The 23,324-nt window shown below is 63.6% G+C and carries 25 protein-coding genes, 1 pseudogene and 1 other annotated feature; of the genes and pseudogenes, 9 read left to right on the top strand and 17 right to left on the bottom strand.

Annotated elements, in window-relative coordinates; translation table 11 throughout:
• Positions 1-424: 424 nt before the first annotated feature.
• From ACWCPQ_RS20870 to ACWCPQ_RS20855, 4 genes are all read left to right on the top strand, one after another.
• Entirely contained in the window at positions 425-2,215 is a 1,791-nt protein-coding gene (locus tag ACWCPQ_RS20870) for a TerD family protein (protein ID WP_449901218.1), read from the top strand.
• Between the two features lie 195 nt (positions 2,216-2,410).
• Positions 2,411-3,403, top strand: a complete 993-nt coding sequence (locus tag ACWCPQ_RS20865; protein WP_449901216.1) for a hypothetical protein — start codon at positions 2,411-2,413, stop codon at positions 3,401-3,403.
• Complete coding sequence (locus ACWCPQ_RS20860) at positions 3,396-4,856, top strand: hypothetical protein (protein WP_449901214.1); 1,461 nt, start codon at positions 3,396-3,398, stop codon at positions 4,854-4,856. Before ACWCPQ_RS20865 ends, ACWCPQ_RS20860 begins: the two co-directional genes overlap by 8 nt.
• A 320-nt stretch (positions 4,857-5,176) precedes the next feature.
• Positions 5,177-6,019, top strand: coding sequence for an ATP-grasp domain-containing protein (locus ACWCPQ_RS20855; RefSeq protein WP_449901212.1), 843 nt, complete (start codon positions 5,177-5,179; stop codon positions 6,017-6,019).
• A 568-nt stretch (positions 6,020-6,587) separates the two neighbouring features.
• Here ACWCPQ_RS20855 and ACWCPQ_RS20850 read toward each other — a convergent pair.
• The gene (locus tag ACWCPQ_RS20850; RefSeq protein WP_157120552.1) at positions 6,588-6,761 is read right to left on the bottom strand and encodes a hypothetical protein; all 174 of its coding nucleotides are present in this window, start codon (positions 6,759-6,761) and stop codon (positions 6,588-6,590) included.
• 246 nt (positions 6,762-7,007) lie between these two features.
• Here ACWCPQ_RS20850 and ACWCPQ_RS20845 point away from each other — a divergent pair, with 246 nt between their 5' ends.
• Positions 7,008-7,493 (top strand): hypothetical protein, encoded by a 486-nt coding sequence (locus tag ACWCPQ_RS20845; RefSeq protein WP_449901210.1) that lies wholly within the window; start codon positions 7,008-7,010, stop codon positions 7,491-7,493.
• Between the two features lie 106 nt (positions 7,494-7,599).
• Here ACWCPQ_RS20845 and ACWCPQ_RS20840 read toward each other — a convergent pair whose 3' ends face one another.
• Positions 7,600-7,725 carry a hypothetical protein gene (locus tag ACWCPQ_RS20840; protein WP_449901207.1) on the bottom strand — a complete coding sequence of 42 codons (126 nt, stop codon included), beginning with the start codon at positions 7,723-7,725 and terminating at the stop codon, positions 7,600-7,602.
• Positions 7,726-8,158: 433 nt separating this feature from the next.
• Between ACWCPQ_RS20840 and ACWCPQ_RS20835 the strand changes: the two genes are divergently transcribed.
• Positions 8,159-9,402, top strand: a protein-coding gene (locus ACWCPQ_RS20835; RefSeq protein ID WP_449901205.1) for an IS3 family transposase whose coding sequence is annotated in 2 segments (ribosomal slippage) — positions 8,159-8,453 and positions 8,453-9,402 — 1,245 coding nt in all. Because the reading frame shifts where the segments join, the coding sequence is not laid out codon by codon here.
• Positions 8,446-8,574 (top strand) — a sequence feature (AL1L pseudoknot). Its footprint overlaps the gene before it by 129 nt.
• Positions 9,403-9,418: 16 nt before the next feature.
• On the opposite strand, the gene ACWCPQ_RS20830 is transcribed toward ACWCPQ_RS20835, so the two are convergent.
• From ACWCPQ_RS20830 to ACWCPQ_RS20805, 6 genes and pseudogenes are all read right to left on the bottom strand, one after another.
• Entirely contained in the window at positions 9,419-9,751 is a 333-nt protein-coding gene (locus tag ACWCPQ_RS20830; RefSeq protein WP_449901204.1) for a hypothetical protein, read from the bottom strand.
• Between the two features lie 59 nt (positions 9,752-9,810).
• The gene (locus tag ACWCPQ_RS20825) at positions 9,811-10,941 is read right to left on the bottom strand and encodes an IS630 family transposase (RefSeq protein ID WP_449901202.1); all 1,131 of its coding nucleotides are present in this window, start codon (positions 10,939-10,941) and stop codon (positions 9,811-9,813) included.
• Positions 10,942-10,984: 43 nt separating this feature from the next.
• Positions 10,985-11,593: pseudogene (locus tag ACWCPQ_RS20820) on the bottom strand (Tn3 family transposase); the annotation flags it as partial.
• Positions 11,575-12,177, bottom strand: a complete 603-nt coding sequence (locus ACWCPQ_RS20815; protein ID WP_449901200.1) for a hypothetical protein — start codon at positions 12,175-12,177, stop codon at positions 11,575-11,577. The gene ACWCPQ_RS20815 and the pseudogene ACWCPQ_RS20820, both read right to left, overlap by 19 nt.
• Positions 12,177-13,298, bottom strand: a complete 1,122-nt coding sequence (locus tag ACWCPQ_RS20810) for a DUF4158 domain-containing protein (protein WP_449901198.1) — start codon at positions 13,296-13,298, stop codon at positions 12,177-12,179. The genes ACWCPQ_RS20815 and ACWCPQ_RS20810 overlap by 1 nt, the downstream gene beginning before the upstream one ends.
• A 296-nt stretch (positions 13,299-13,594) precedes the next feature.
• Positions 13,595-13,912 carry a hypothetical protein gene (locus ACWCPQ_RS20805; protein ID WP_449901196.1) on the bottom strand — a complete coding sequence of 106 codons (318 nt, stop codon included), beginning with the start codon at positions 13,910-13,912 and terminating at the stop codon, positions 13,595-13,597.
• A 358-nt stretch (positions 13,913-14,270) separates the two neighbouring features.
• Between ACWCPQ_RS20805 and ACWCPQ_RS20800 the strand changes: the two genes are divergently transcribed.
• Both ACWCPQ_RS20800 and ACWCPQ_RS20795 read left to right on the top strand, forming a co-directional pair.
• On the top strand, positions 14,271-14,732 hold the full coding sequence (locus tag ACWCPQ_RS20800; protein ID WP_449901193.1) for a hypothetical protein: 462 nt from the start codon (positions 14,271-14,273) through the stop codon (positions 14,730-14,732).
• A gap of 24 nt (positions 14,733-14,756) precedes the next feature.
• The gene (locus tag ACWCPQ_RS20795) at positions 14,757-15,215 is read left to right on the top strand and encodes a hypothetical protein (protein ID WP_449901192.1); all 459 of its coding nucleotides are present in this window, start codon (positions 14,757-14,759) and stop codon (positions 15,213-15,215) included.
• A 129-nt stretch (positions 15,216-15,344) separates the two neighbouring features.
• Here the strand turns inward: ACWCPQ_RS20795 and ACWCPQ_RS20790 are convergent, their stop codons facing one another.
• The 3 genes from ACWCPQ_RS20790 to ACWCPQ_RS20780 are packed head-to-tail and all read right to left on the bottom strand — an operon-like array spanning position 15,345 to position 18,450.
• On the bottom strand, positions 15,345-16,640 hold the full coding sequence (locus tag ACWCPQ_RS20790; RefSeq protein ID WP_449901190.1) for a caspase, EACC1-associated type: 1,296 nt from the start codon (positions 16,638-16,640) through the stop codon (positions 15,345-15,347).
• A complete protein-coding gene (locus ACWCPQ_RS20785; protein WP_449901188.1) occupies positions 16,640-17,008 on the bottom strand; it encodes an effector-associated constant component EACC1 in 369 nt (122 codons plus the stop codon). Before ACWCPQ_RS20785 ends, ACWCPQ_RS20790 begins: the two co-directional genes overlap by 1 nt.
• 53 nt (positions 17,009-17,061) lie before the next feature.
• On the bottom strand, positions 17,062-18,450 hold the full coding sequence (locus ACWCPQ_RS20780; protein ID WP_449901186.1) for a DUF4041 domain-containing protein: 1,389 nt from the start codon (positions 18,448-18,450) through the stop codon (positions 17,062-17,064).
• Between the two features lie 118 nt (positions 18,451-18,568).
• Between ACWCPQ_RS20780 and ACWCPQ_RS20775 the strand changes: the two genes are divergently transcribed.
• Positions 18,569-18,733, top strand: coding sequence for a hypothetical protein (locus ACWCPQ_RS20775; protein ID WP_423697403.1), 165 nt, complete (start codon positions 18,569-18,571; stop codon positions 18,731-18,733).
• 233 nt (positions 18,734-18,966) lie between these two features.
• Here ACWCPQ_RS20775 and ACWCPQ_RS20770 read toward each other — a convergent pair whose 3' ends face one another.
• The 6 genes from ACWCPQ_RS20770 to ACWCPQ_RS20745 form a co-directional block, all read right to left on the bottom strand.
• Positions 18,967-19,632, bottom strand: a complete 666-nt coding sequence (locus tag ACWCPQ_RS20770; RefSeq protein WP_423697400.1) for a pentapeptide repeat-containing protein — start codon at positions 19,630-19,632, stop codon at positions 18,967-18,969.
• 2 nt (positions 19,633-19,634) lie between these two features.
• Positions 19,635-21,137 (bottom strand): hypothetical protein, encoded by a 1,503-nt coding sequence (locus tag ACWCPQ_RS20765; protein ID WP_449901183.1) that lies wholly within the window; start codon positions 21,135-21,137, stop codon positions 19,635-19,637.
• Positions 21,138-21,140: 3 nt separating this feature from the next.
• A complete protein-coding gene (locus ACWCPQ_RS20760) occupies positions 21,141-21,437 on the bottom strand; it encodes a WXG100 family type VII secretion target (protein ID WP_030524959.1) in 297 nt (98 codons plus the stop codon).
• A complete protein-coding gene (locus ACWCPQ_RS20755; protein ID WP_449901181.1) occupies positions 21,434-21,766 on the bottom strand; it encodes a WXG100 family type VII secretion target in 333 nt (110 codons plus the stop codon). The genes ACWCPQ_RS20760 and ACWCPQ_RS20755 overlap by 4 nt, the downstream gene beginning before the upstream one ends.
• Positions 21,767-22,280: 514 nt before the next feature.
• Positions 22,281-22,415 (bottom strand): hypothetical protein, encoded by a 135-nt coding sequence (locus ACWCPQ_RS20750; protein WP_449901178.1) that lies wholly within the window; start codon positions 22,413-22,415, stop codon positions 22,281-22,283.
• Complete coding sequence (locus ACWCPQ_RS20745; RefSeq protein WP_449901176.1) at positions 22,415-23,098, bottom strand: hypothetical protein; 684 nt, start codon at positions 23,096-23,098, stop codon at positions 22,415-22,417. Before ACWCPQ_RS20745 ends, ACWCPQ_RS20750 begins: the two co-directional genes overlap by 1 nt.
• Positions 23,099-23,324: the final 226 nt, after the last annotated feature.

Below are 23,324 nucleotides of genomic sequence, written 5' to 3'. Positions count from 1 at the left end.
GAACGGGCACAAAGGCGTACTCGGTCTCACGCGACGGGCAAGATATCCCGCCAAGCCCCTACTACGCACCGGACATCTTCTCGGTTTTGATGCCGTTGCGGTGATGCGCATGTCGTGAGCGGCCCAACGGGTGCGGATTACGGACGCCGCGATTCGCGACTGTTCGAGCTGAAGCTTCCAATGCGCTGACCGTGTTGTTCACTCGATTCCCAGGAATGAGACTCCTCGGCCCGGAGCGGCTGGTCCGATTGGCCGGCATCGCGATCCTCGGGCACCAGGGACTGCGAGTTCGCCTGGGGGAGGAGGGCCCCTACCTATCTGAGGTCACGCTGCATCCTTCCGTCGGCCTGTGGACCCGAATCGGTGCCCGAAATCAGTCACATTGATCCGCAACGTTCGGTGGCTCACTGACGATTGGATTGGCATGCAACCAGATTCGGTAGTGTCGGCAGCGTCTTCGGGTCCCGGGCTCGGCTCGTTCACTGTTGTCGATGTCGAGACCTCGGGGCTGAGCGCCGCCGATCACCGGGTGTTGTCGGTCGCTGCGCTTGCCTTGGACGGTGACGGCGTCGTTGTCAGGGAGTTTCATACGCTTGTCGATCCGGGGTGTGATCCCGGTCCGGTCCACATCCACGGTCTGACGCGTGAACTCTTGAGTGGGGCCCCACGGTTCGAGAACATCGAGGCCGAGCTGACTCAGTTGTTGGCTGGCCGGGTCATGGTCGCGCACAATGCGGGTTTCGACTATGGCTTCCTCGCGGGCGAGTTCGGCAGGATCGGAGCGAGCCTGCCTGTCGGTAACCGGTTGTGCACCCTGGCGCTCGCTCGTCGCGTCGCGCCTCCGGTGCCGGATTGTCGATTGGCCACGCTCGCGACCTACTACGGCATCCGGCAGCAGCGCGCGCATGACGCACTCGACGACGCGCGGGTTCTCGCGGCGGTACTACGGTCCTTGGTCACGGATGCCGCTCATCTCGGTATCGCGCTACCGATGCTGACCTGCCCGCCCGACCGTCCTGGTGCAAGGAGGCGCTCGGCGTGGCCGAGCACCCCGCCGAAGACCATCTGCGAGTTCGAGTATCCCGGTCGCTTCACCGACGGTGGTGTGCTGGTTCAGGGTATGAAGGTCGCCTTCACCGGCGACACGCGCGTCGATCGTGCGCAGCTGATATCCCGAGCCGTAGCGGCGGGGCTGGATGTGACCCGGGCCGTCAGCGGACGCACGAGCGCCCTGGTGACCAACACGCAGGAATCGCTCACCGGCAAAGCGCGCGCCGCGCGTGCTCACGAGACACCCATCATGACCGAACAAACATTTCTGATGCTTCTCGAACGAATCCAGCCGGGAACTCCCAAGAATATGTCCTCGCAGCCCGGAGAGATAGGAAGCGGTCCGCGTGCACGAACGGAGACTGCCGGGCTGTTGGCCGGGCGACGAGTTCTGGTACTCGGCGGTCCGCACGATGCTGCTGTCGGCGCACGGAACAGGATCACCGATCTCGGCGGCTCCGTGGCGGTCAATATGTCGGCGAGTGTCTCCGACGTTCTCGCGCTGGAGGGTGCGCAGAACGACCCGCGACTGGGCCGAGCGGTAGCCCGGGGCCTTCCGGTCCACGGAACCGAACTGTTGGACAGTGCCAGCCCAGCCTCCCCGCGTGGAGCGGATGCCCGGGAGATCGTGGAACCACACATCATGTGTCGTGGTCAGGTGATGGATCTGCCCATCGAGGCAATAGGCACGGAGTGGTCTGTGCGTGTGTCGTGGACGCAGGATGAATCGTATGAAGTCGACGTCGTGGGGTTTCTTCTCGACAGCGGCGAAAAAGTACGCCACGACCCCGATTTTGTCTTCTACAACCAGCCGACAGGTGACGGCGCCTGGCTGACCGCCGACGGACCCAGCGAACAAACCGTCGAACTCTCCGTCGAACAGCTTCCGCAACAGTGCGCACGGGTCGTAGTCGCTGCAGCGATCGACGGCGACAGTATCACTTTCGGGACGGTGGGTGCGATCGAGATCGAGGTCACCGCGGGCAGCGAATCAGGCGTTTTCGCACGTGCCACGCTGGACGCCGCGACTGAGGAACGCGCTCTGATACTCGTGGAGGTGTATCGGCGCGGCGAAGCCTGGCGACTGCGGGTGGTCGGCCAAGGCTACCCGTCCGGACTCGCCGAGCTCGCCCGGTCGTATGGAGTCGATGTGTGTGGGGAGTAATCGTCGACGGCCCGCGTGGATGGCATCCAGGAGATCACCGGATACACCGAGTCCAGCGGTCGTTCTGCCACTCGGCCATTTCGTCGATCATCTTGTTGTTGATAGTGAAAATCGTCTGTTTGGACACCGCGGCGCCATACATGTCGTCGATGTCCTCCGTTATGTAGTTGAGGCGCAATGGTGTTGGAGGGTGGGATGGTAGAACAGCTCGACGTAGACAATGCCGAGGAGGGCATCGGCAGGACCGTCGACGGTATCGGCAAGGCGGCGCGAGCCGCTTCATCGCAGTTCGCCGGGCGGGTCAGCAACGTCAAGGACGCTGCGAGAGGCAGGGTCGAGAAGCTGACTGTGAAAGGGCCGGACCCCTACGAAGTGGCCGTAGCGGAATACAACAGCGTCTTCACGGCGATGGCCGACAGGGGCCAGTCTCTGTTGCGTCAGCGCGAACGTTCGACGGACCTGATCGAGCTGGTCGAGCAGTTGGTGAACAGCATCGCGAACACCCCGAAATCATTCGATACCGACTTCGACGAGATCGAGGCACATCGGAAACGGTTTTTGAATGCGGAGGATTTCGCTCGGAAAGAGCTGGAAGCAGCACGGTTGTCGGCTGCCGGCGCCGGCGCCGGGTTCGCGGCGGGTACCGCGGTAGCGGGCCTGGCACCGTCGGCGGCGATGTGGGTCGCCACCACCTTCGGGACAGCGTCGACCGGCAGCGCGATCTCGACTCTTTCCGGGGCGGCAGCCAGCCAGGCAGCACTGGCGTGGCTCGGTGGCGGCGCGCTGGCTGTCGGCGGCGGCGGCACTGCGGCAGGCACCACACTGCTCGCGCTTGCCGGCCCGATCGGCTGGACAATCGCGGGCGCAACCCTACTCGCGTCGATCGCCCTGTTCGCGAAGAAGAAGTTCGAGAATCGAGAGGCGAAGCACGAAGCGCTGACTGCGATAAGGCACAACACCGCCCTCGTCGAAGGCATGAATGCTCAGATCGACGACCTTCTCCAGCGGACGACCTTGCTCCGCGAAGGGCTGGTGAAGAGTTACGGCGAAGCCTTGGTGTACTTCCGCGCCGATTTCCACGCGCTCGCCCCTGCCGAGCGGTCGGCGCTCGCTACGTTGGTGAACAACACGAAGTCGTGCGCGACCATGCTGGGCATGCGCGTCGAACAGGATGCCGCTGGTGAGTGACGCTGCCGAGCTCGTCACGAGCACCCATGAGCAGGCAGTTGCTTCCTGGGTGAGCTATCTCAACCAGCTCCGCATAGACAACCTTTTGAGCGCGCTCAGCCAGCAGGACGAACACCTTCGGGACGCGCTCACCAGTGTCGATGAAGCCGTCAGGAAGATCGACCTCGAGGTGGTCGCCGCCAACCGCGGCGGACAGCATGGCATGCACGGCTTCATCGCCGAGATCGCCGAGGTCGGGATCGGCAACGCCCGAAAGCAGATCCTCGGCCACGAGGCCGACTACCAGTGGGTCAACGACAACGGACCCGTCGACCTGATGCGCGGAAGTGTCGAGATCCAGCAGAAGTTCGTCGCAGCGGGTGGCCGCTTCTCACTGGGCGCGATCACCGGGCACCTCCAGAAGTATCCCGAATACGTGCGCAACGGCGGTAAATACCAGATCCCCCGTGACCACTTCGAGATGATCCAACGGCTACATGCCCTGTCGCCCGAGGAAGCGAGCAAGCTACTGTCACGCAGCGACGACGGACCTTCCCTCAGAGAATGGCAGCGGGTCCAGGCGTTCTTCCAAGACAGATCGGTCGGCTTCGAATCGCTCGAACCCTCGACGCTCGAATACAACGAAGTGCAGCGCGACGCCTACACCTCGACCATGGCGGCCGAAAAGGACCTGCTTCGCGCCACGGACCGGTCTCTGCGCGACGATGCCTACCAGCGCAGCCGGCCGACGCTGCGAGGAGGAGGCACGGCCGCACTCACCGCCGCCGCGACCGCGGGCGGGACAGCGTTCGTACTGGCCGTGGTCGCCAAACGTCGAGAAGGAAAGCGGCTCAATGAGTTCAGCAGGCACGAATGGATCGACCTCGCAGGCGAGACCGGCTCAGGTTTCGGCAAGGGCGGCGTCCGAGGACTGAGCATCTACGCGCTCACGAATTTCACCGCGACCTCCGCAGCCGTCGCCAGCTCGATCGTCACCACATCCTTCAGCATCGCAGAACAAGCGAACAAGCTGCGCCGGGGTGAGATCGACGAACTCGAGTTCATCGAGAACTCCGAGATCATCGCCTTGGAGGCCGCAGTACGCGCGCTGTCCTCTTTCGTCGGCCAGGCGACCATCCCCATCCCGATCCTCGGCGCTGTCATCGGCACCACGGTCGGCACTGTGATGTACAAGGCCGTCGCATCGTCGTTGACGAAGCGAGAAGCGGCGCTGATCGAGCGTTATCTCGACGAGCAGCGCACGCTCGACGAGCAACTCGCCGCGGAGTACCAGGCCACACTGGAAAAGCTGGACCAGAGCATGTCGGACTATCTCGGGCTGCTCGAACGAGCCTTCTCACCTGACGTGCAGGTCGCACTCGTCGGATCGGTAGAGCTAGCGGTGGAACTCGGCGTGGCTTCGGACGAAATCCTGGATTCCGACGAGAAAGTCGACGCCTACTTCCTCGATTAGCGAGAGGAAGGCCACAGCCGACGCGGCAACCTATTCAGTTGGATCTTGGTCGATCAGCCAGTTACGACAAGCTCGCCACCCCTTCTGGATCCTCCCCAAAACACTCACCGAGCTTATTGGTCGTAGGCGTGCCAAGGTCTCAGTGACCCTCACCGGAGGTAGGACAGTAGGCGTTTGTGCAGCGTGAAGGAGCCGAAAGCGTCGGAATGCCACCGCGGGAGGCTGTCGAAGCTCCAGATATTTTCGCGGGGTACGCCGAATGCGGAAACCGGTTGGCGGTGGGCTGGGCGGGTGGGAGGCTACGTTCTGTGATACTCCTCGTGCCAGCCGACGTGATACACGCGTCCCGTGTCGATGAGCATTTCGCCGCTGAGGCGGATGCCGCCCGCGCTGCGGGTATGGATGTGGCTTTGGTCGACCATGATGCGCTGGCCTGTCCGGACGATGCGGACGAAGCTGTTCGCCGCGTTCGAGCACGAGGTGAGGCGGTTTACCGCGGCTGGATGTTGCGCAGCGACCATTACGCGGCATTCGATCAAGCATTGCGACGTCGAAACGTCACGCTGCGAACCAGCGCCGAGCAGTACCGGCACGCCCATGAGCTCCCTCGCTGGTACCGCGAGCTCTCCGACCTGACACCTCGGTCGGCATGGACCACCGGGAACGATCGCACCGCATTCGACCGTGCGCTGGGAGAACTGAGATCCGGTCCTGCCGTGCTCCGTGACTACACCAAGTCGATGAAGCATTACTGGCACGAGGCGGCGTTCATTCCCGAGGTGGACGACGCAGACGGTGCTTGGCGTGTGGCGAACAGATTCCAAGAGCTCCGCGGAGAAGACATGACCGGCGGATTCGTTGTCCGCCGATTCGAGAACTTCCTCTCGGCCGAGGTTCGTACCTGGTGGGTCGATGGCAGGTGTCAGTTGATCGGACCGCACCCCGACACCCCGGAGGACATGCCCGCTACTGAACTCGATCCGATCGTGGTCGGGCATGCCATCGCTGGTCTTGGTCTCCCGTTCGTAACAGCTGACTTCGCTCTACGTGCTGATGGAGTATGGCGGTTGGTAGAACTCGGCGATGGGCAGGTCAGCGACCGACCGAAGTCGATACGACCAGAGGCGTTGATCACTGTCTTTCACAACGGCTTCCGTGGTTGATCACCTGTACGACGGAGCTGGAAACATCGTCTACCCGCCGACCGGATGGCTGGTACGACAACGACGACATCCGCCGATTCGACCTGGTGATGCGCTCGGTCGGTAGCCCCGGCGCGCAGTGACCCATAACACCGATGATTCAGACCTGCGGGCATGCGCTAGGCGGCCGCACATGACTTGTGGCGACGCTCGGTCGCCGGCAGTCGCCAACCTTGTCTATCTGGGGTACACCCCAGATAGACGGACTCCCGGCTGCTTCTTCGGCCGGGAGTGTCTGAGCTGGGTATGAGGGAGGCGGCCCTTACTGGCCGGGGTCTTTGCGCATGTGGTCGGGAATGCCGGGGCGTCGGGGTCGTACTCGGTTCCGGCAAGGTCATCGGAAAACTTCCCCCCGACCGCGGCGGGGCCGGGGCAGGCTTTGGAGCGAACGTTTTTGTCCCAGTCCTCGAACTGAGCTATGGCGGCGTCTCGTTCCTCCTCGCTCAGCGGTCGCCCGCCGGACGCGATCACTTCTTCCCTGCTCCGGAATATCTTTCCGGCGATGCGGTTCGGCCATTTGCGATACCTCCTATTGCTCGACCATACGGATCACGGTCCGTCCGGTCACTGGATCGGTGAAGCGCTGCACCACCTCGAACGGGGTGCCGGACTGGAACAGTACTTCCAGTTCCTCCGGGCTCTTGGACAAGCCGGAGACGTCCTTGCCTGTTTTGGGAATGATCTGCATCTCGACGTTGCTCACGCCCTTGAAGGGGGTCCGGGAACATCCGCGAGAAAAGTCACGCGAGCAGTTACCGCAGACCGGTTTCTCGTTCTGCCTGGGTTTCAGGTGTCCAGCATCCCTACAGGACTATTCATAGGGTTTACGCATAACTGCTGTGTGGCGTGGTCTAGGCTGCGGTCTGCTCGACGGATCTGTCCCCCCGCCTGCCGACACCGAAAGGCACACATAGTGGTTCGTGGAAGACTTTTCGCTTCGATACTCGCGTTGACCGCCGCTGTACTGGTCAATGTGGCCGGACCGGCCAGCGCAACGACCAGCATATGGATCGGGAGAGCGTTCCCAGACGCACACGGCGACTACAGCTGGTGGGTCGTCGCCGAGATCACCTACGTCTGCGAACCCGGCCAGGCCAACGCCCTGTGGGTCAAGGTCGAGTCCGAACGGTTAAAAAGCCCGGAAGGCCAACCCGTCCGTATGAAAGACGAGGGGCTGGATCGGGTGATCTGTGACGGCGAATCTCGGCAGACGAAGGTCAGGGTGCCATTGGGCTTCGACTACGGCGAGGGCCCGAATCTCGCAGATGCTCACGACGGCGACGGCGCTGAACTCATGACGTATTACTACGATGACCGTGCGGTCGAGATCACCGCAGCGTTCGCCTACCTGCCGCCTGACGCCGAGGACATGAGCCAGGTCGAGATCCACGAGGACACCACCGAGAACCGGACCCTGACTCTGACTCAGGAATAGTCCTCGGCCCGCAGCGGTCCGCACCAGACCGCTGCGCAGCGTGCGATCCTGGAACGTGAGAACCGGCCAGCTATCCGCTGGCCGGTTCTCGTTGTGTTCGGGAGCCTCAGGCGTTGAGCTCCCAGAACCAGGGTGTGTCTTCGTGCCAGAATGCGTCGAGCGGTCGCCCGCTGTCCACCAGGATGTCGTCGACCCGGCGGCTCACGTTGAGGTCGCCCGGTTCGGACCACATGGCGAGGGGGTCGACCGTGGACCGGTCATCGAGTGCGTACCGCAGGACACATTCATGTACGGGTGCAGGCCTCGTTCGTCCAAGAGCCGGTACGCGGCCGCGACACCGGGGCAACACACCGAAACGCCCGTAACCGGGCACACCCGTATCAATCACGCCAGCATGAAATCACCAGCTCAACAGCAGGATTCAGCCTGTCTGCTTAGCGTGACTTCCCGGATGAGCCTCAACCCCCTAGAACTGGCAGAACGGTGGCGTGCCGTCGAGCGCGGCGGAGGCGGAGGCGCGGGTCGAGAATGAAACCTGTGACCGAAGACGAATATGACGACGAGTATGACTCTGAATGGTCGTACCGTGCCCTCAAACTTCGAGAGCTCTATGAACCGTCACGGGTTGGGGGCCGCTTCCGTCGTAGAGGAAGATGGTCACCATCATGTCGAAGCGTTACCCGCCCGAGGTTCGTGAGAAAGCCGTTCGCCTGGCTCTGGAACGGCTCGATGAGTACGGATCCGCCTATGCCGCTGCCCGTGTGATCGGGCCGCTGGTCGATGTTCATCACGAGACGTTGCGGTTGTGGATCAAGAAAGCTCTTGCCGCAGGTTCACGGCCAGGTGATTCGGTAGCGCCGGGTCTGTCCTCGGCTGAGCGCGACGAGTTGGCGCGGCTGCGGAAAGAGAATCGGGAACTCAAGCAAACCAACGAGATCCTGAAGCTGGCTTCGAGTTATTTCGCGCGGGAACTCGACCCGCGACACCGCTGATCGTCGGGTTCATCGACGAATACCGCCAGGTCTATGGCGTCGAGTCGATCTGCCGCGCACTATCGGCGCACGGCGTGCAGATCGCGCCCAGGACCTACCGCAAGGCCCGCCATCGGCCGGCCTCGGACCGTGACATCACCGACGCGCAGGTCGAGAACACCCTGCGGGATCTGCAGAACACACCCGAAGCGATGTACGGCCGCCGCAAAATGACCCGCTACCTGCGACGCCAGGGCTATGAGGTGGCATTCTGCACGGCCGACCGGTTGATGAGGGAGCTGAGTCTGAACGGGGTGGCCAGAGGCCGCAGGCATCGGACCACGATTCGCGGCAAAGACGGGATACGCGCTGGTGACAGACTCAACCGGGACTTCACCGCCGCCGCGCCGAACCAGGTGTGGGTCGCCGATTTCACCTATGTCTCGACCTGGACCGGATGGGCGTATGTGGCGTTCGTGTTCGACGCCTACTCCCGCGCGATCGTCGGCTGGACCGCGGCGAGTTCGAAGACGACTGCGCTGGTCACCAAGGCACTCAATATGGCTGTCTGGCGGCGCGACCACTACGGTCATCCGATCGAGCCCGGCCTCATATTCCACACGGACGCCGGGTCGCAATACACGTCGGCGAAGTTCACTGAATCGCTTGCCATCCAGGGTCTTTCGGCTTCCGTTGGTTCAGTTGGCGATGCCTACGACAATGCCCTGGCCGAGTCGATCATCGGCCTGTTCAAAACCGAGGTCGTCAACCGGCACGGCCCGTTCAAGACCGTGACCGAGGTCGAGTTCGCGCTCATGGAATGGTGCGACTGGTACAACAACGCACGCCTGCATTCCCGGCTGGACTACCTGACCCCGGCCGAGTACGAGTCCGCGTACTACGCTCAAAACCTGCCACGCCGACCGGCGCTGGTCTGAAACCAAAGCCGGTCCCTTACCCGTGACGGTTCACACCGACCACGATCGCCGACCAGCCGCGATTCGGGTTTTTCAATTCTTTGAGCAGTTGGGCGGCTTCGTGGCGGCGATGCCAAGGAACGGAGCGTGACTGGCCGATGTCGAAGTAGCTGGTCACGATGGCGCCTTCGGCGACGAACTTCTCGGCATTGCCGCGCTGCCAGCGATAGGAGGTTTCGGGGTCTTGGTGGTCTTCGGTGGAGCAGCGGCCGTAGAAGGCGAAGCGTTGGTCGGTGTGGTTATCGGTGGTCTCGGGTTCGAGCCCGAGTAGCTCGTCGAGGACGGCCCATTCGTCGGGCTCGGCCGGCATCGTCTTACCTCTCGTCAGGATGGTTGCGGGCATGGTCGATTAACAGTGCTAGTGCCTCGTCAAGCAACGTTGGGTAGGTAATCCGGATGCCGGATTGTGGAGTTGACGGCGAACTCTCGTTTGGGTCGAGCGTGCTGGTTGCGCCAGCGGATATAGGCACCGATCGCAGCGTCTTGCTCGTTGTGACTGCGGTGATCGGTGCCGTTCAACGCGAAGTAGCGCAACGCGGCGAACTCCGATTCGATCCAGTTCAACCAGGACGAATAGGTCGGCAAGAACACCAGCTCCACATTGTTGGCTCGGGCCCAGTCCCGAACCTCGGCCCGCTTGTGCGGGGAGAAGTTGTCGGCGATGACGTAGAGCTTCTCGCCGGGCCAGCGGGCCCGCAAAGTTTTCAGGAAAGCCAGGAACTCGATCCACCGCTTCCGGTCCCGGATCCGGTAGTGAATACGACCGGTGGCCAGGTCCAACGCACCGAGCAGATGCCGCACCCCATAGTCGCGATGGTAGGTCGCCCGCAGTCGCCTCGGCTTGCGAGCCGGGAAACATCCGCGTCCCCGCCGGGGTTGCAGGTTCAACGGTCCGAACTCGTCGACACAGATCACCCGTCCGTCGGCGGGCGGGTGATCGTAGAGATCGAGAATGCGGTTCATCTTGGTAGTGAAGTCGGGATCGGTACCGCCTTTCCAGGTCTTGGTGGCCTGCCACGACACGCCCTGGGTCCGCAGGATCGTGCGTAGTGTTTCGCGGCTGATGTCGGCGATCTTGCTGGTGGCCAGCATGTCTCGGAGTTTCGACAGGCTCCATGTCGAGAACGGATGGCCGAAGTCGCGGGGGCAGCACCGGGCGATGCAGGCGATGCGTTCACGCGTCGCCCGATCCACCCTCGGCGGCCTGCCCCCGCTCCATTTTGGGTCCAGTGCGTCGAAACCCCGTTCGTTGAATTCGTGGATCACTTGCCGCACATAGGCTTCCGAGACCTGCATCAACCGCGCTATCGCCGGGACCGGTTGATGTTGTGCTGAGGCCATCACCACGATTGCGCGGCGGGTCCTGATCGGCTGCCTGCTCGTTTTGGTGATCTTCTGTAACCGGCGCCCCTCGTCCGGGGTCACCTCCCGCACGAATACTCCCGGTTTCCGGGCCATCGACACCACCTCCACCCGCAGCATCGCTGTCAGCGAGTGCACGATCAACCCGACACCCGGATTACCAGCACAACCTATCTGGACGAGGCACTAGCTCCCCGTACACCGTGGTGTCGTCGGGCCGGTACAACCGGATCGAACCGATGTTCTTCAACCGGGGCAACAGCTTGAACCCCAGCAGCTCGGTGAACGCGAACCCCACGACCGACGCGCCGTGTGTGTCGACGTAGTTGGCTTCGATATCGGTGTCGGTGCAGTGCCGCAGCAAGCCCTCGATCATCGCCGCCACCTCCGAGCTCGAACACGATTTGAGCTGGGAGTAGATGCAGACGCGGCTGCGCTCCACGTGCCAGTAGATCATCACCCCCGGGCCGCCGTAGCGCTGGTGGTATTGGGTCATCAGGTTCGACTCCCAGGAGCCGAACTTCTTCGAATCGCTGGCACAGGCGGTGCCCGCACCCCACCAGTTCGGATCCCGGGCGGCGAAGGTGGCATTCACCAGCTTCCTTGCCGCGCGGCGAAGGTTGTCGCGGGTGATGAAGTGCCGGCGCACATGCCGCAACGCGGCCCCGGACTCCTCATGCTCGCCGGTATTGACGATCGCCCGTATTCCCATGTTCGTTCCCAAGGCGAACAGATCCAGCAGGAGTCGTCTTCGCAGCGTGTCGTGGTCGATCACCTCCCGGGACGCCACAGAGGTAAACTCGGCGGTGAAGTCGGTGAGGAAGTCGGCGTCCTTGAGCACGTCCAGCAGGTCCAGGGTGCCCAGCGGCGTGCGACCTCGGCCTTGATCTTCTCCAGATTCCCCGGCTCCGGCTGCTTCTCCAGCTTCGGCACACTGATCCACTGCTCACCACGCCGCCGCGTCAACCGGACACCGCCCGTAGTGTCCTCGGCGAGACCGACATCGAGGCGAATCAGGGCCTCGCTCATGCGCTGGCGGAGCCCGGCGATGAATTCGGTCGGATCCAGCGGCTGGCGGATCGCGGCGTAGTGCACCTCGCGGGCGGTGTCGAAATCGCCGGGCAGATTGTCTTCGGGGTTACGCCACCGGTGGCCGCCGTCGACGTAGACCTCGCGACGGCGGATCGAATCTCGCAGCGCGACCAGCACACACAGCTCGTACGGGATACGCTCGACGCAGCCCTTCTCATCGACCACCGCCTCACGCCACGCCTTGGGCACCACACCATCGAGCGGGGCCAGGGCGTGTTTATCGTAGAAGCGGACCTTGCCGTCGATGCTCGCGTACCGCTGCAACAACTCCATCGCCACCATCACCGGCCGGTAGCGGTGTTGTTGCACCGGAAATCCAGCTCCGCCAACAGCGCTGGCAGCATCCGCCGATAGTGGTTGGAGTACGAGCTACGCAGCACCGTGCGCACCCGCGCCTGAAACACCTGATCGTTGGCCTTCGCCTCCTTCACCAGCTCCCGCAGCGTCTTCTCACCCACCACCGGGTACAGGGCCTCGCGCACGATGTCGTCGGGATGGTCCACAGCCGCTTCGGCGAGGCGGAACAAGATGTTCTCCTTGCCACGCACCCGGCGCAGGTCCTCGGTCAGCTCCTTCTCCACCCGCCGATCCGCCCGCGTGCCGATCTTATGAACGAGCTCGATCAGCAGATCCACCAGCGCGTCGGTGATCTCTCCCGACCGCACCCAGCACAACGCCGCCAGCAGCGTCAGCATGGTCGGGGCCGGCATATCCCGCAGATCCGAGCCGAACATCCGTGCCGCCCGCGCCCTCCAGGCATCGACCAGCTTGTCACTGGCATCGGCAAATAAGTCCGCGGGCAGTTCCAGCGCCCGCACCGCGGCCAGCTTGTCCACCTCCCGCAACAGCGTCTCGAGACCGACCTTCCCCGGGTCGGACTTCAACTCCGCCAACAGATTCCGGCCACCGGCCAACGGCGCAGCACCGACCGCCACCAAGCTGTTCAACCGGTCGACCGACAGCTCACTCAGCCGTGAGACGGTCCGCTCGCAGAACTGCTTCTCGAAGCTCGCCCGCGCCGACCCGATGATCCGCTCAATGCGACCCGGGGGTTCGATCCGCTCACCGCGGCACCGCACCAGCAGCGCCTGGCGCAGCTGCTCGTCGCGCAGCTCGACCGGGCACATCTCGGCGGCCAGCCACGCCGCCAGCTTGTCCTCGTCGCTGCGGGAGAACTCCCGGAACCCGAACACATCGCGTACCTGCGCCCGGTGGTACTCGATCGTGCGCCCAGACCAGCGGTAATCACTCAGCAGCCCGGGATCGACTTTCACCTGCTCCGCCATATACGCCACCGCGACAGCGGGCAACTCCTCCCGCCCGTTCGGAAACCGGGCCTCGATCTCGAAAAACTTCAGCAACAGACCAAACCCGAGACGCGTCGCACCGGTCTTGTTCCCCACCCGGCGCCAGTCATCCCCGACCAGCGTTCACGACCTGATCAAATCCTCGGTCGACCACTCCTGACGCACGCCCGGCAACAGTAGACGAATCCCCCTGCACGCGAGGCTACTTTGCGGCTCAGGCCAGCTTCAGGATTCTGGGGCCTCCATGGGTTGCCGTCGCTCAGCACCTCGAGGACGGGGCTCAGAAATCCGTGCCACGGCGGTAGATCAGTGGACATCATTGCTCAGTTCAGGGAAGGCTGGGATGCAGTGCGGAACGGCAACCTGCGTGGTCCTCGGTGTCGGCCGGAATCCTAGGTGCGCTTACGGCTTTCGCGCACGACTACGGTCCCCAGCGTGTCGTACTCCACGCGCTCGAAGGTGGCGAAGCCCAGCTCGTTCAGTGCTTTCAGCGCGGCGTGCGAGTTGTAATTGGTGGTCTCGCCGGACCTTGCCGGCACCCCCGTGGCCAGTCCGATGAGTTGGGTCGGCGGCCAGAGAGCGTTGTTGACGAACACGGCGTAGGTCTGCGGCGTTCCTGGGGTCTGGTTACGGGTGGCGAGGAAGATCTGTTCATCACTGATCTGAACCGGATTGCCGTTCATCGTGATCGTCGTGGTCGAGCGAGCCATGTGCCGAGATCCTGCCATACGATCGGCGGGGCCGAATCCGGCATCAGCGATCGGACCGCAGCAAGTCGACCGGGTGGTGCATCGACAGACCGGCATCGACGCCGGACGCGAATCCGCGGCTGCCCGTGAGTGACAACGCAGCAGAGCCGTCAACAGGTCACAAAGGAGGCCTGGATGGCCAGGGCCGCAATTGACCTCAACGGGGGTAGGTATCTGCGGCGGTATCCCGATGTGCTGGGGCGGGTTCGGGCGATGGCGGAGGACGGATGAAGGCATCGCTGAACGATGGAACCGATCGGGATGCTTCGACGTCCAACCAGATGACGAACCGAAGATTCCATCAACTGGGGGTAAGCGAATGACGAGATACGCGAGGAATATCGGGGCGGTCGCGGGTGGCGTGCTGGCGTTCTTGCTGACCACGTGTGTGGCATTGCCCGCCGCTGACGCGGCGCCTGGGCCGGGCAACGCGGCCTGCCAGGTGGAGGCCGTGAAGGCCATGAATCCGCACAATTCCAAGGGCACACCGACCGACATCGTCGGAAAGGGCAGTATCAAGTGCACGGCGGCCATCGACTCGCTGTACATCGATGTCGAACTCCAGCGCAAGGAGGGTGGGAGCTGGAAGCGGGTCGCCGGCGGCCACAACGAGGTCACCAAACCCGCCGCGGGGACCAAACTCGTTGCCCAAGGCGCTACCACCTGCGCGGACGGGGAGTACCGGACGGCTGCTCGCGGGGGCGGCGTGTACGGGGGAGTACCCTCGCAATCCTCGGCGTGGAAGTACTCGGACACGGTGGTGAATCCGTGCGGTAAATAGTGCCGAGTCGGGGCAGGATTGCGAGTGGGCTGGGAGGCCGGGGTGAGTGGGACGGAATGGGAGATGTTCTGCTCGGAGGTGTTTGCCATTGCCGAGCGTTACGCCATCCAGACGTTTTCGAATCCCGGCACCCTGCTGCTCTCCGGCGGATCCTCGTCAACGGAAGCCGAAGTGCGCGGGGTCAATCCACACATCACACTAGTGGATATGGGCGACGCCTCGGTGCGCATCGAGACGGGCTGGTGCGTCCGCGCCATCGCCGACTACGAAATCCAATTCGAGGACAAGCCGTCCCAGGCGGCCGCGGCGGTCGAAGCGATCATCCTCGGGGGCGCCGAAGAGTATGTGATCACCGATGACGACGACCGGTGGGTGGCGTTCGGGTGGTGTATTCGGGGCGAGGATTCGCTGATGTCGCAACCCCCGCACATCACCTCGGGACGAAAGGCGGTTCGTCGGCTCCTGCCGTGGCGGTCGGCGTGACCGTGAGGCCAGGAGCTCGACCAAGCCCATCCAGCTGCCGTCGGTACAGCCTGCCCCGCCGTGGAGTCAGCCGGGCACGGTGGCTGAGGTTCCCCCGCCTTGTTGGAGGAACTGATGTTCCCCCGGTCCTCACCGGCACCAGGTGTGGGGGATATGTCCGCGGGGTTTGTCACCGGTGCGTTGTGCGCGGGTATGCCCGGCACGGCGCCACCAGGTATCGGCCTCGGTAGCCTGTCCGCGGTAGCGGAGCCGGATCGCGAGATTGTGCATGGCGTCGCGGTGGTCGGCTTCGGCGGCGTGCCGGTACCAGGTGATGGCGTCATCGAAATGGAATGCTCGGTCGAGCATGACGGCCAGGTTGTACATGGCGTCGGTATTCCCGGCCTCGGCGGCGCGCCGATAGTAGTGTTCGGCCTCTTCGACGAATTGCGTCTCGTTGAGAAGGTTCGCCAGGTTGCCTGTGGCCTCGGCGTTGCCCAGCTCAGCCGCCTTGCGGTACCAGTCCTGTGCGTCACGCAGCTGTTTGCGAGTGACCAGCAGATTGGCGAGGTTGTTCATGGCGCCGGGATGGCCCTGGGCGGCAGCCCGCCGCCACGCGCTCTCCGCCTGCGCGGCATCGCCCTGATCGCTGCAGTGCAGACCGTGTTCGAACAGCGCCCGGCTGTCGGCTGCAGTGCCGGGTTCGGACGCGATGGTCTCGGGTGCCGGTCGGCGGACGGGTGCGCTGAACAGCCGCAATTCGCCGGCAATGTTGACGCTTCGTCGCTGCGGGCGGGGCCGGCCGCTCCGGTGCAGGATGTCGTCGGCGCGCCAGAAGAGCTCGTCCAGGGTGAGTCCGGTATCGGCGGCGGCCCTGAGCAGCGCGCCGGTAAAGGCCGTGTGCCGGTGGCCTTCGGGTGCCTCGGAAGTTTCGTTTCTGGAGGACGAGGTGATGGTATATGTGCCCTGGATATCGATCTGACCGTCGATCACGGCTGCGGAGCTGCTCATGGCTTCGAACGCGCGACCCGAATAGCAGCAGTCCAGAATGAGAACTCGTGTGCGAGCGCGGCTGTGCGCCAAAGTATCCCGCAGCGTCGCGAACGGAACGGAACTCCATTCGGGGTGGTTGTCATCGGTATCCGGAAGCGCCAGATACAGGCGTCCGCCTTGGGCGACCACGCCGTGGCCGGTGTAGTAGACCAGCAGCACATCACGGGCATCCCGGGCGGCGGTGGTAAGGGTTCTGCCGATCTGGGTGGGCTGTCCGGGGTCGGTCAGAACCTGGCAGTATTCCTCGGCAAAAGCACTGCCCGGCGCGGTCAGGGCTCGCGCCATGTCTTCGACGTTGGTGCGGGCGGCCGGAATATCATGCAGACGGGAATCGGTGTAACGGCTCACCCCGATGAGCACGGCCTGCCAGCCGGCCCGGTCCTGCTCTGCCATCACTGTTCCTTGTCGACCTGTTCCATCAGGGTCTGCAACGATGCGGTGACCTCGGGCAGCGTGACCCGCTTTGCATCCAGGGTTATCTCGGATCCCGCACCGCTCTTCACGGTGACCGAGATCTCGGATCGCCGGACGGTGAACCACGAGGTCAATGAGCTGATCAATGCGGTCGCGACGCCACCGCCACCGAGTGCGACCACGAGCACCTCGGACAGCCCACCCATTTCGCCCGGGCGGATCTGCTGCCTTGGCAACTTCACCAGGCCTCGCAGCTCATCGTGGTCGTTGAGCCATTCGAGCAGTTCGAACAGATCGTCGGCGCTGCCCTCGGTGCTGATGGTCAACTGGCCCTGGTGTTCCGGCATGGTCGTCTCCTCGGGTCTGGTGGGTTCGGTCGGATAGCTGAGAAAGGCCCCGGCTACGCGGTTGTTCGCGGTTCCGCCGCGCTGTCGGTATTGCGGCTCTGGTGGTATTGGACCGCTTCGGGGTGTTCGGTGAACTCGTAGTAGGTGTCGGTGAGTTCCCTGAGCTGTTCGTTGACCTCGGCGGCTGTGGCGCGAAAAAATTCGCGGCGGCGGTTGACCTTGTTCACCCGTCTGTGCTCGAACCGGCGATGCAGCTCGGCTTCGATTCCGGCCGCATCCGGGTCGAAGAACATCACATGACGGTCGTATCGGAACGGAACCGATGAGTTGCTGAGATCCTGGATCCGTGACTCCGGATCGAACCGGCGGGTTACGCCGATCTGGACCACGCCGTCCCCGAACGCGCCGACATTGGAGAGGACATAGAGATAGCCGCCACGGGTATCGTTCGCCCGGTTCCGGATGATGCTGAGGGCCTGTTCCCGCTCTGCCAGACTGGCCCGCAGTTGATCCGCAGATTCGGTGTCGCCCTTGCCGTCGGCTTCGAGCCCGGTCAGCGTGGCATGTTCCTTCTCCTGTTGCCGTTCGAGTCTCGCCTGCTCCCGCGCATATTCCTGTCGGGCGCGCTCCGCTTCGCGGCGACGTTCACGCTCATCACGTTCATAGTCCTTCTGCCGCGCCAGCATCTCGAGATGGTCGGCGGTCAGCTCCAGCTCGCGGCGCCGGAGTGCGTGATATTCGGGAGATACGCGCAACTGCATGGTCGCGCCGAACCTGTTGAGGGTCTCGGCGAGCCGATCGAGCCGGTCGAGCTCCTTCGGCAGTTTGTACGGCTTGAGACCTCGGACGATGTTCTCGGTTTCGGCGTTGTAGGCACGCAACATCAGCTTCGAGTACTCCCTGACCATCTTGCGGCCATCGGCGACCGACCCCTCCACCACCCACGCCTTCAACGCCTCTATCGCACCGGCGTCACGCCGCGCCTGCGCCTTGATCTCGCCCTGTAAGCGTTTCAGTGCGTCGCGGTAGGCCACCGAATCCGACAGTGGATGCCGGAACTCGTATATGCCGATCTCTTGCAGGATGTGCTCTTCGCGAAGATCCACCACCTGCGCCAGCAGCTCGTCGCGCACCGCTTGCTGCTCGGCGACCTCCGCCTCGAGGCGAGCGCGGAGCTGCTGCAGATCGTCGATCCCGCCCCCGCCGAATTGCTCCACTTGCGCGCGGAGTCGCCTGTTCTCGGCGAGCGCGGCGGCCAGCTCCTCGGTTTGACGCTCGGCGTAACCCCTGGCGCCGAACAATGGGACCTTCGATGCCTCCCCGGGCCGATCTGCCGAAACCGGTCCGACCCGCCGGTCCGGGGTCCAGGATCGGCCGTTCCAGTACCGCAGGAATCCCTCGTTCTCCGGATCCGGATACCAATCCGGTGGCACCGTGCGCATGATTCCCCCTATCGCAGTTGATCTTTCGAGCATGCTATATCGAACTCGACTCGGCAGCCGCGACCGCCGTGCTGCGCCCGGAACAAGCGATTGGTCTGTCTGTCGTGAGGTCATCACCGTGGAACGCACCTCCATCGACGGCAGCCGCACGATCATCGTGTTCGAACGCGGCATCGCCCGCCTGGTCGCCTATGAAGTCGACCACCTGCACGGCATGCTTTACACCGACCGAACCCATCCCCATCGAGCGATGCCGGGCATCGGCGCCGCCGGGAAGAACTGATTCGACACAAGCTGTCGAGCACTTGACACTTGGCGAAAAACGAGGTGGTCCGGTGTCGGCTTCGTGGGATGCTTTGGCCGAGCTGGACCTGGAGAAGTCTGCTCGACTGATGTTCGCCGACCACATCCAGGCCTGATAGAGGTCGGAATCCACAGCCCGTACACCTCGAAGTTCGCACTCGTTCAGCGCTGCTGCTCGGAGTTGCAGTCCGGACAGATCCGCACCCTTTCGGGCTAAGTTCGATGGACCTGGACGTTGGTGGCTCCGTTGGAGTGGAACCATTCCTGCAGTTCGGGCCCGTCCAGCACTATCGGCGAGCTCTCGCCTATATCGACGGGGCCTATGACCAGACCTTCGGCTTCCTCGACGTGAGCGCCCTGGATCCGTGCGCGGGAGAGCCTTGTGCGCTCGAAGGTGCAACCACTGAAATTCACTCTGCGGAGATCTGCCCCCGAAAAGGTGACCCGCTGCAGCCGGGCTCCGTGGAAATCCGCCCCCGTCAATTCGGCTACCGAAAGGTCGGCGCGCTGCAGGTCCGCACCTCGGAAAACTGCATGTTGGGCGTGGCAACCGCGTCCCTGCACTTTGCGGAAGTCTGCGCCGGTCAGATCCGCCCGGCTGATGTCGGCGGCTGTCAGCCATGCCGTGTACAGGTCGGTGCCGACCAGCCTCACATCGGTCAGGATCGCTTCGCTCAATTCCGCACCGAGCAGATCCAGGCCGGAAAGATCCGCTCCGGTGAAATCGAGACCATGCCCGCTGAGCAGCATCGATGGGCTGCTTTCGGTCGTGGGGTCGGCAGGCAGGGCTGCAAGATAGTCGGCCAGGGCTTGGTGAGCCCTTGGGTTCACCGGCCAGTTACGAACCTCTGCAACAGTGCGGCCGTGGGTGGTCGCCATTTCTACCAGAGCACCTTTCCTTGCCATTCGGGATGGCTCTCCACAAGTTGTCTCAGATGAGCTATCCGAGCCTCTGTCATGCCGCTTTGGTCGATCATCACACCCTCTCCGTCGGCAAGCGAGTCCTCGATCATTTCCACGAACTGATCGTCGGTTTGTGGATTGGGTATGGGCTTACCCGCGACATCGGCCGGCCGATAATCCGGGATCACATCCGGCGAGCTCTTGACATCCCAGTGAATGCCCGACTCTGTATCGACGAATTCGCCGGTATCCTCGCCGTTGGGACCTGGTTGTGCTCGCTCGAGCGGCCCGACTCTACCCGCGTTCTCATTGGTCAAGCCGACCTCTGCCTCCCGCCTCGACTGTGGGCTGACCTTCCCGTTCTTGGCTGGATCCTGCGCAAGTTCCTCTACACGCTTCGCGTATTCGGGTGTACCGGGGGTGTTGCCCGGATTCGAGGGATCGGTCGCATCATCATCGGTGGCTATGTGAACAGCCATGGCGGCGATGGCGGCGAGGGCATTGTTGATGCCGTTGGTGGTGAGATCAGGGATGGCGGTGAAAGCGCCGGAGGCGGTGCCGACGGCGAGGACGGTACCGAAGATGGCGAGTAGGCGGCTGATCGACACGGCATTCTTGATGATGCCGGCGGTGGTGGTGACGATTTCGACGGTGACCGCGGCACCACCGCCGGCTGCGGCGGGGGCGGCGAGTCCGGCGCTGAGGGCGGCCGCGACCGCGACGATGCCGACGGTGATGACTACCGCGGCGGCGAGCTCTTTGGTGGCAGTGGCGACTGCGGCCTCGATGTCATCGCGCATCTCCTGGAGTGCGTCACGATGGTCGCCGACGGGGGTGACCAGTGCTCTGGAAGCCTGGGCCAGCATTTCGGCGGCCTGGGTCAGGGTGGTGAGTTTGGCTTCGATCTCGGCGATGTTGGGGTCGGTGCTGCCGGTGAACGTGGCGTTGATACCTTTGATCCGGTCGGCGGCTCCAGTGATGGTGGTGTGTTCGGCGAATGTTTTCCAGGCATCTGCGGCTTTGCCGAGTCTGGTGACATCGCCGTTGGGAATTCGGCCGACCTCTTTCAGGAGTCCGGCGACCGCGCCTTCGTCCAGGCCGGGGCCATTGTCGCCTTTGGCATTGGCCGGTAGTTCCATGCCGGAGTCGTAAAGGGGCTCGGAGGCGGTGGGGCGTTCGGGTTCGGGGCCGCTGGCTGTGGCGCGGTTGGCGTGCCACCAGTTGTAGCCGTTGGCGGCCAGGACATCACCGAAGCGTTGCAGGGCGTTGGCCAGGGTCGCGGCGAGGGTGACGATATCGGTGGCGTGTTTGTTGTAGGCGGTGCTCCAGGCTTCGGAGTCCTTGTGGTCGCCGGCCATCCCTTCGCATTCGTGCAGCAGTGTGCTGTGCAAGGGGCCCAATGCCAGACAGATGTCTCCGGCCAGTAGTCGGCATTTGTTCGCGGCGGCGTAGTACATGCCGGAGTCGATGACCCAGGTCATGGGTTATGCACCGTCCAGCATCTTCCTGTTGACCTCGGCTGCGGTGGTGTATCGGGTGTGCGCGGTGCGGGCGGCATCGCTGATATCGGCCAGGCCGGTGGCGAATTCGCGGGCGCCGGTGGACCACAGCCGGTGGGCGTCGCGGTAGGCGTTGGCGGCGACGGTCTCCCAGGCGCCATCGAGGGTGGCGACTTTGTCGTCGATGAGGTCGAGCTGTTCGGTGAGGTAACCGGCCAGGCCGGCCAGGCGGGCGACGAGGTTGTCGAGTCGTTCGACATCGACGGTGAATTCGGTGCTCATAGATTCAGGCTCGGGAACTGCTGGGAGTTGGCTTCGTCGGTGGCCTGGTAGCTGCCGGCCTGGACACCGAGCTCGGCGGCCATGCCGTCGAGTGCCTGCAGAATCTTGATGCCGCCATCACGCAGTTCGGTCCAGCCGCCGGCGAATTCGCCGGCGGCGTCGCCGCGCCAACCGTCGGTGAGGAGGGCGTCGACATCCGTGCTCGCCGAATCGAGACCGGAGCGTAGGTTCCGGGCGATATCCGCGACAAACTGTCCAACGGCCCGAACCTCCTCCGGCACAACAGTAATGCTGTCAGTAGGGTTGGGATTCCCCCCTGAATCGACCATGGTTGCGAGGCTATCAGGGGCAAATCCGGCCCGGCTACCGCTCACGCCCCGTCGGATCGGGCACGTTGGAGACCGGGGTGGTGGCGTGTTCCTGCGACCGAGCGGAGTCGCAAACCGGCACTGGTGGTGGAGGAAACGGATAAGCCTCGTAGGACGCAGTTGCCGGACCTACACGATCCGGGACGGCCGTCTCGAGGAGTGGGCGCTCGACCGCGAACGCAACCAGTTCATCTGGCTGATGCCCTACGTGGGCGATGACGGCCGAGGCCAGTGCCGGTTTCAGCGGCCCGAGCGAAGGGCGGCTACGGCTTCTACGATCCCTGCTCGTTCGAGTGCGTCGAGCGCATCCTCGGCCGTTTCAGCAGGGTTGCGCGCGCCGGGAATCCGCGATCTGCTGAACACACGCCCATACTCGCCGGTCGTCGATGCTGACCTGTTCGAGGAGGAAATCATCGGGGCTCTTGGCTTCGAGCTGCCAAGGTTCGAGGCTTTCCGCCGGAGAGTCGGCCAGATTTCACGTGATGATCATCGTGGCGTGGCATTTGATTGCGGCGGCCAGAACGTGCCGATCATCCGGATCCGGTAGTTTCAACCCTTCGATCAGCGGCTCGTATCCCGTGACGAGGCTGTCCGGCACCGCGGCATTCATCAATGTCCGTAGGGGCGATCGAGCTTCGCTCGTTCGATATCCGGGCGGCGCGCAGCCAGGTTCTCGAGTGCTTCGTCAAGGATTCGATCGGACCACTTCGCCTGCACCAATCGGGATCGGGCCACTCGGATCATCATGTCCCGCAAAGTGTTGCCGTACAGCACATTCGCGTCGTATACGACCACACAGGCCATCTCAGATACCCAATTCCTGTCCCAGTTCGGAGAGCTCATCGGCGGCGGCGCGACCGGACTCCTCGAGCCGGCGTCGATAGGCGCGGAGATCGTCGAATCGGACGCGTCGGTGCGTTCCCACCAGACGGAAGGGGATCTCCCCTGCCTCCAGGAGGACCACTTCGCCGTCCCGTCCGGGTTCCTCGTCCCGATCAGCACCACCGGCGTCCCGAAATACAGTACCTTCAGATCAACTACTCGATGCATGTGGTCATGATGTCCTGCGCGAGTGCGCCGATGCTGGCGGAAATCCGACTCGGCGTCGGTGCGCCATGCCGTCTCTCCTGTCCCGTGAACCAGCTCGGCGCGGTAGCGCCCCCGACCTGGGTGGGGTATCCCGGACCACGAAACCGCTACCGGAGATATGGGGCGAAAAAAGCGCTTTTGCGGATGAGGCGGGGCGGCGAACTCGGTCAACGCCGCGGTCATGGCCTCGATGATCCTGCTCATGGTCGTGAACGTCGGATTCACCGAGTAGACACTCTACGTCCACACCGACATCGACGACCCCGCCAGTGGAAGCGCGGCACCAGGAACTCACGGGGCTGCTCATCAAGGAGTGGGAGCTGACGTGATCTGCTCGACTGCAACAGAGTACGAGCGCGCACCATCAGGATCGTTCGTGGTGGGCAACCGGCGCTAATGGTGGGGATAAACGTATGGAGGCTCGGTGGAC

The sequence above is a fragment of the Nocardia sp. NPDC001965 genome, from assembly GCF_053594175.1.
This window is presented reverse-complemented; position numbering and strand designations above follow the sequence as displayed.

Excerpts from the sequence above, each read along its gene's own strand:
- ACWCPQ_RS20830 (WP_449901204.1), bottom strand. The coding sequence starts at position 9,751 with ATGCCGGCCGAGCCCGACGAATGGGCCGTCCTCGACGAGCTACTCGGG.
- ACWCPQ_RS20770 (WP_423697400.1), bottom strand. The coding sequence starts at position 19,632 with ATGGCGACCACCCACGGCCGCACTGTTGCAGAGGTTCGTAACTGGCCG.
- ACWCPQ_RS20765 (WP_449901183.1), bottom strand. The coding sequence starts at position 21,137 with ATGACCTGGGTCATCGACTCCGGCATGTACTACGCCGCCGCGAACAAA.
- ACWCPQ_RS20745 (WP_449901176.1), bottom strand. The coding sequence starts at position 23,098 with ATGAGCAGGATCATCGAGGCCATGACCGCGGCGTTGACCGAGTTCGCC.
- ACWCPQ_RS20785 (WP_449901188.1), bottom strand. The coding sequence starts at position 17,008 with ATGCCGGAACACCAGGGCCAGTTGACCATCAGCACCGAGGGCAGCGCC.
- ACWCPQ_RS20760 (WP_030524959.1), bottom strand. The coding sequence starts at position 21,437 with ATGAGCACCGAATTCACCGTCGATGTCGAACGACTCGACAACCTCGTC.
- ACWCPQ_RS20755 (WP_449901181.1), bottom strand. The coding sequence starts at position 21,766 with ATGGTCGATTCAGGGGGGAATCCCAACCCTACTGACAGCATTACTGTT.
- ACWCPQ_RS20815 (WP_449901200.1), bottom strand. The coding sequence starts at position 12,177 with ATGGTGGCGATGGAGTTGTTGCAGCGGTACGCGAGCATCGACGGCAAG.
- ACWCPQ_RS20840 (WP_449901207.1), bottom strand. The coding sequence starts at position 7,725 with ATGTGGTCCGAACCGGGCGACCTCAACGTGAGCCGCCGGGTCGACGAC.
- ACWCPQ_RS20870 (WP_449901218.1), top strand. The coding sequence starts at position 425 with ATGCAACCAGATTCGGTAGTGTCGGCAGCGTCTTCGGGTCCCGGGCTC.
- ACWCPQ_RS20865 (WP_449901216.1), top strand. The coding sequence starts at position 2,411 with ATGGTAGAACAGCTCGACGTAGACAATGCCGAGGAGGGCATCGGCAGG.
- ACWCPQ_RS20780 (WP_449901186.1), bottom strand. The coding sequence starts at position 18,450 with ATGCGCACGGTGCCACCGGATTGGTATCCGGATCCGGAGAACGAGGGA.
- ACWCPQ_RS20790 (WP_449901190.1), bottom strand. The coding sequence starts at position 16,640 with ATGGCAGAGCAGGACCGGGCCGGCTGGCAGGCCGTGCTCATCGGGGTG.
- ACWCPQ_RS20805 (WP_449901196.1), bottom strand. The coding sequence starts at position 13,912 with ATGGCTCGCTCGACCACGACGATCACGATGAACGGCAATCCGGTTCAG.
- ACWCPQ_RS20750 (WP_449901178.1), bottom strand. The coding sequence starts at position 22,415 with ATGAATGCCGCGGTGCCGGACAGCCTCGTCACGGGATACGAGCCGCTG.
- ACWCPQ_RS20800 (WP_449901193.1), top strand. The coding sequence starts at position 14,271 with ATGACGAGATACGCGAGGAATATCGGGGCGGTCGCGGGTGGCGTGCTG.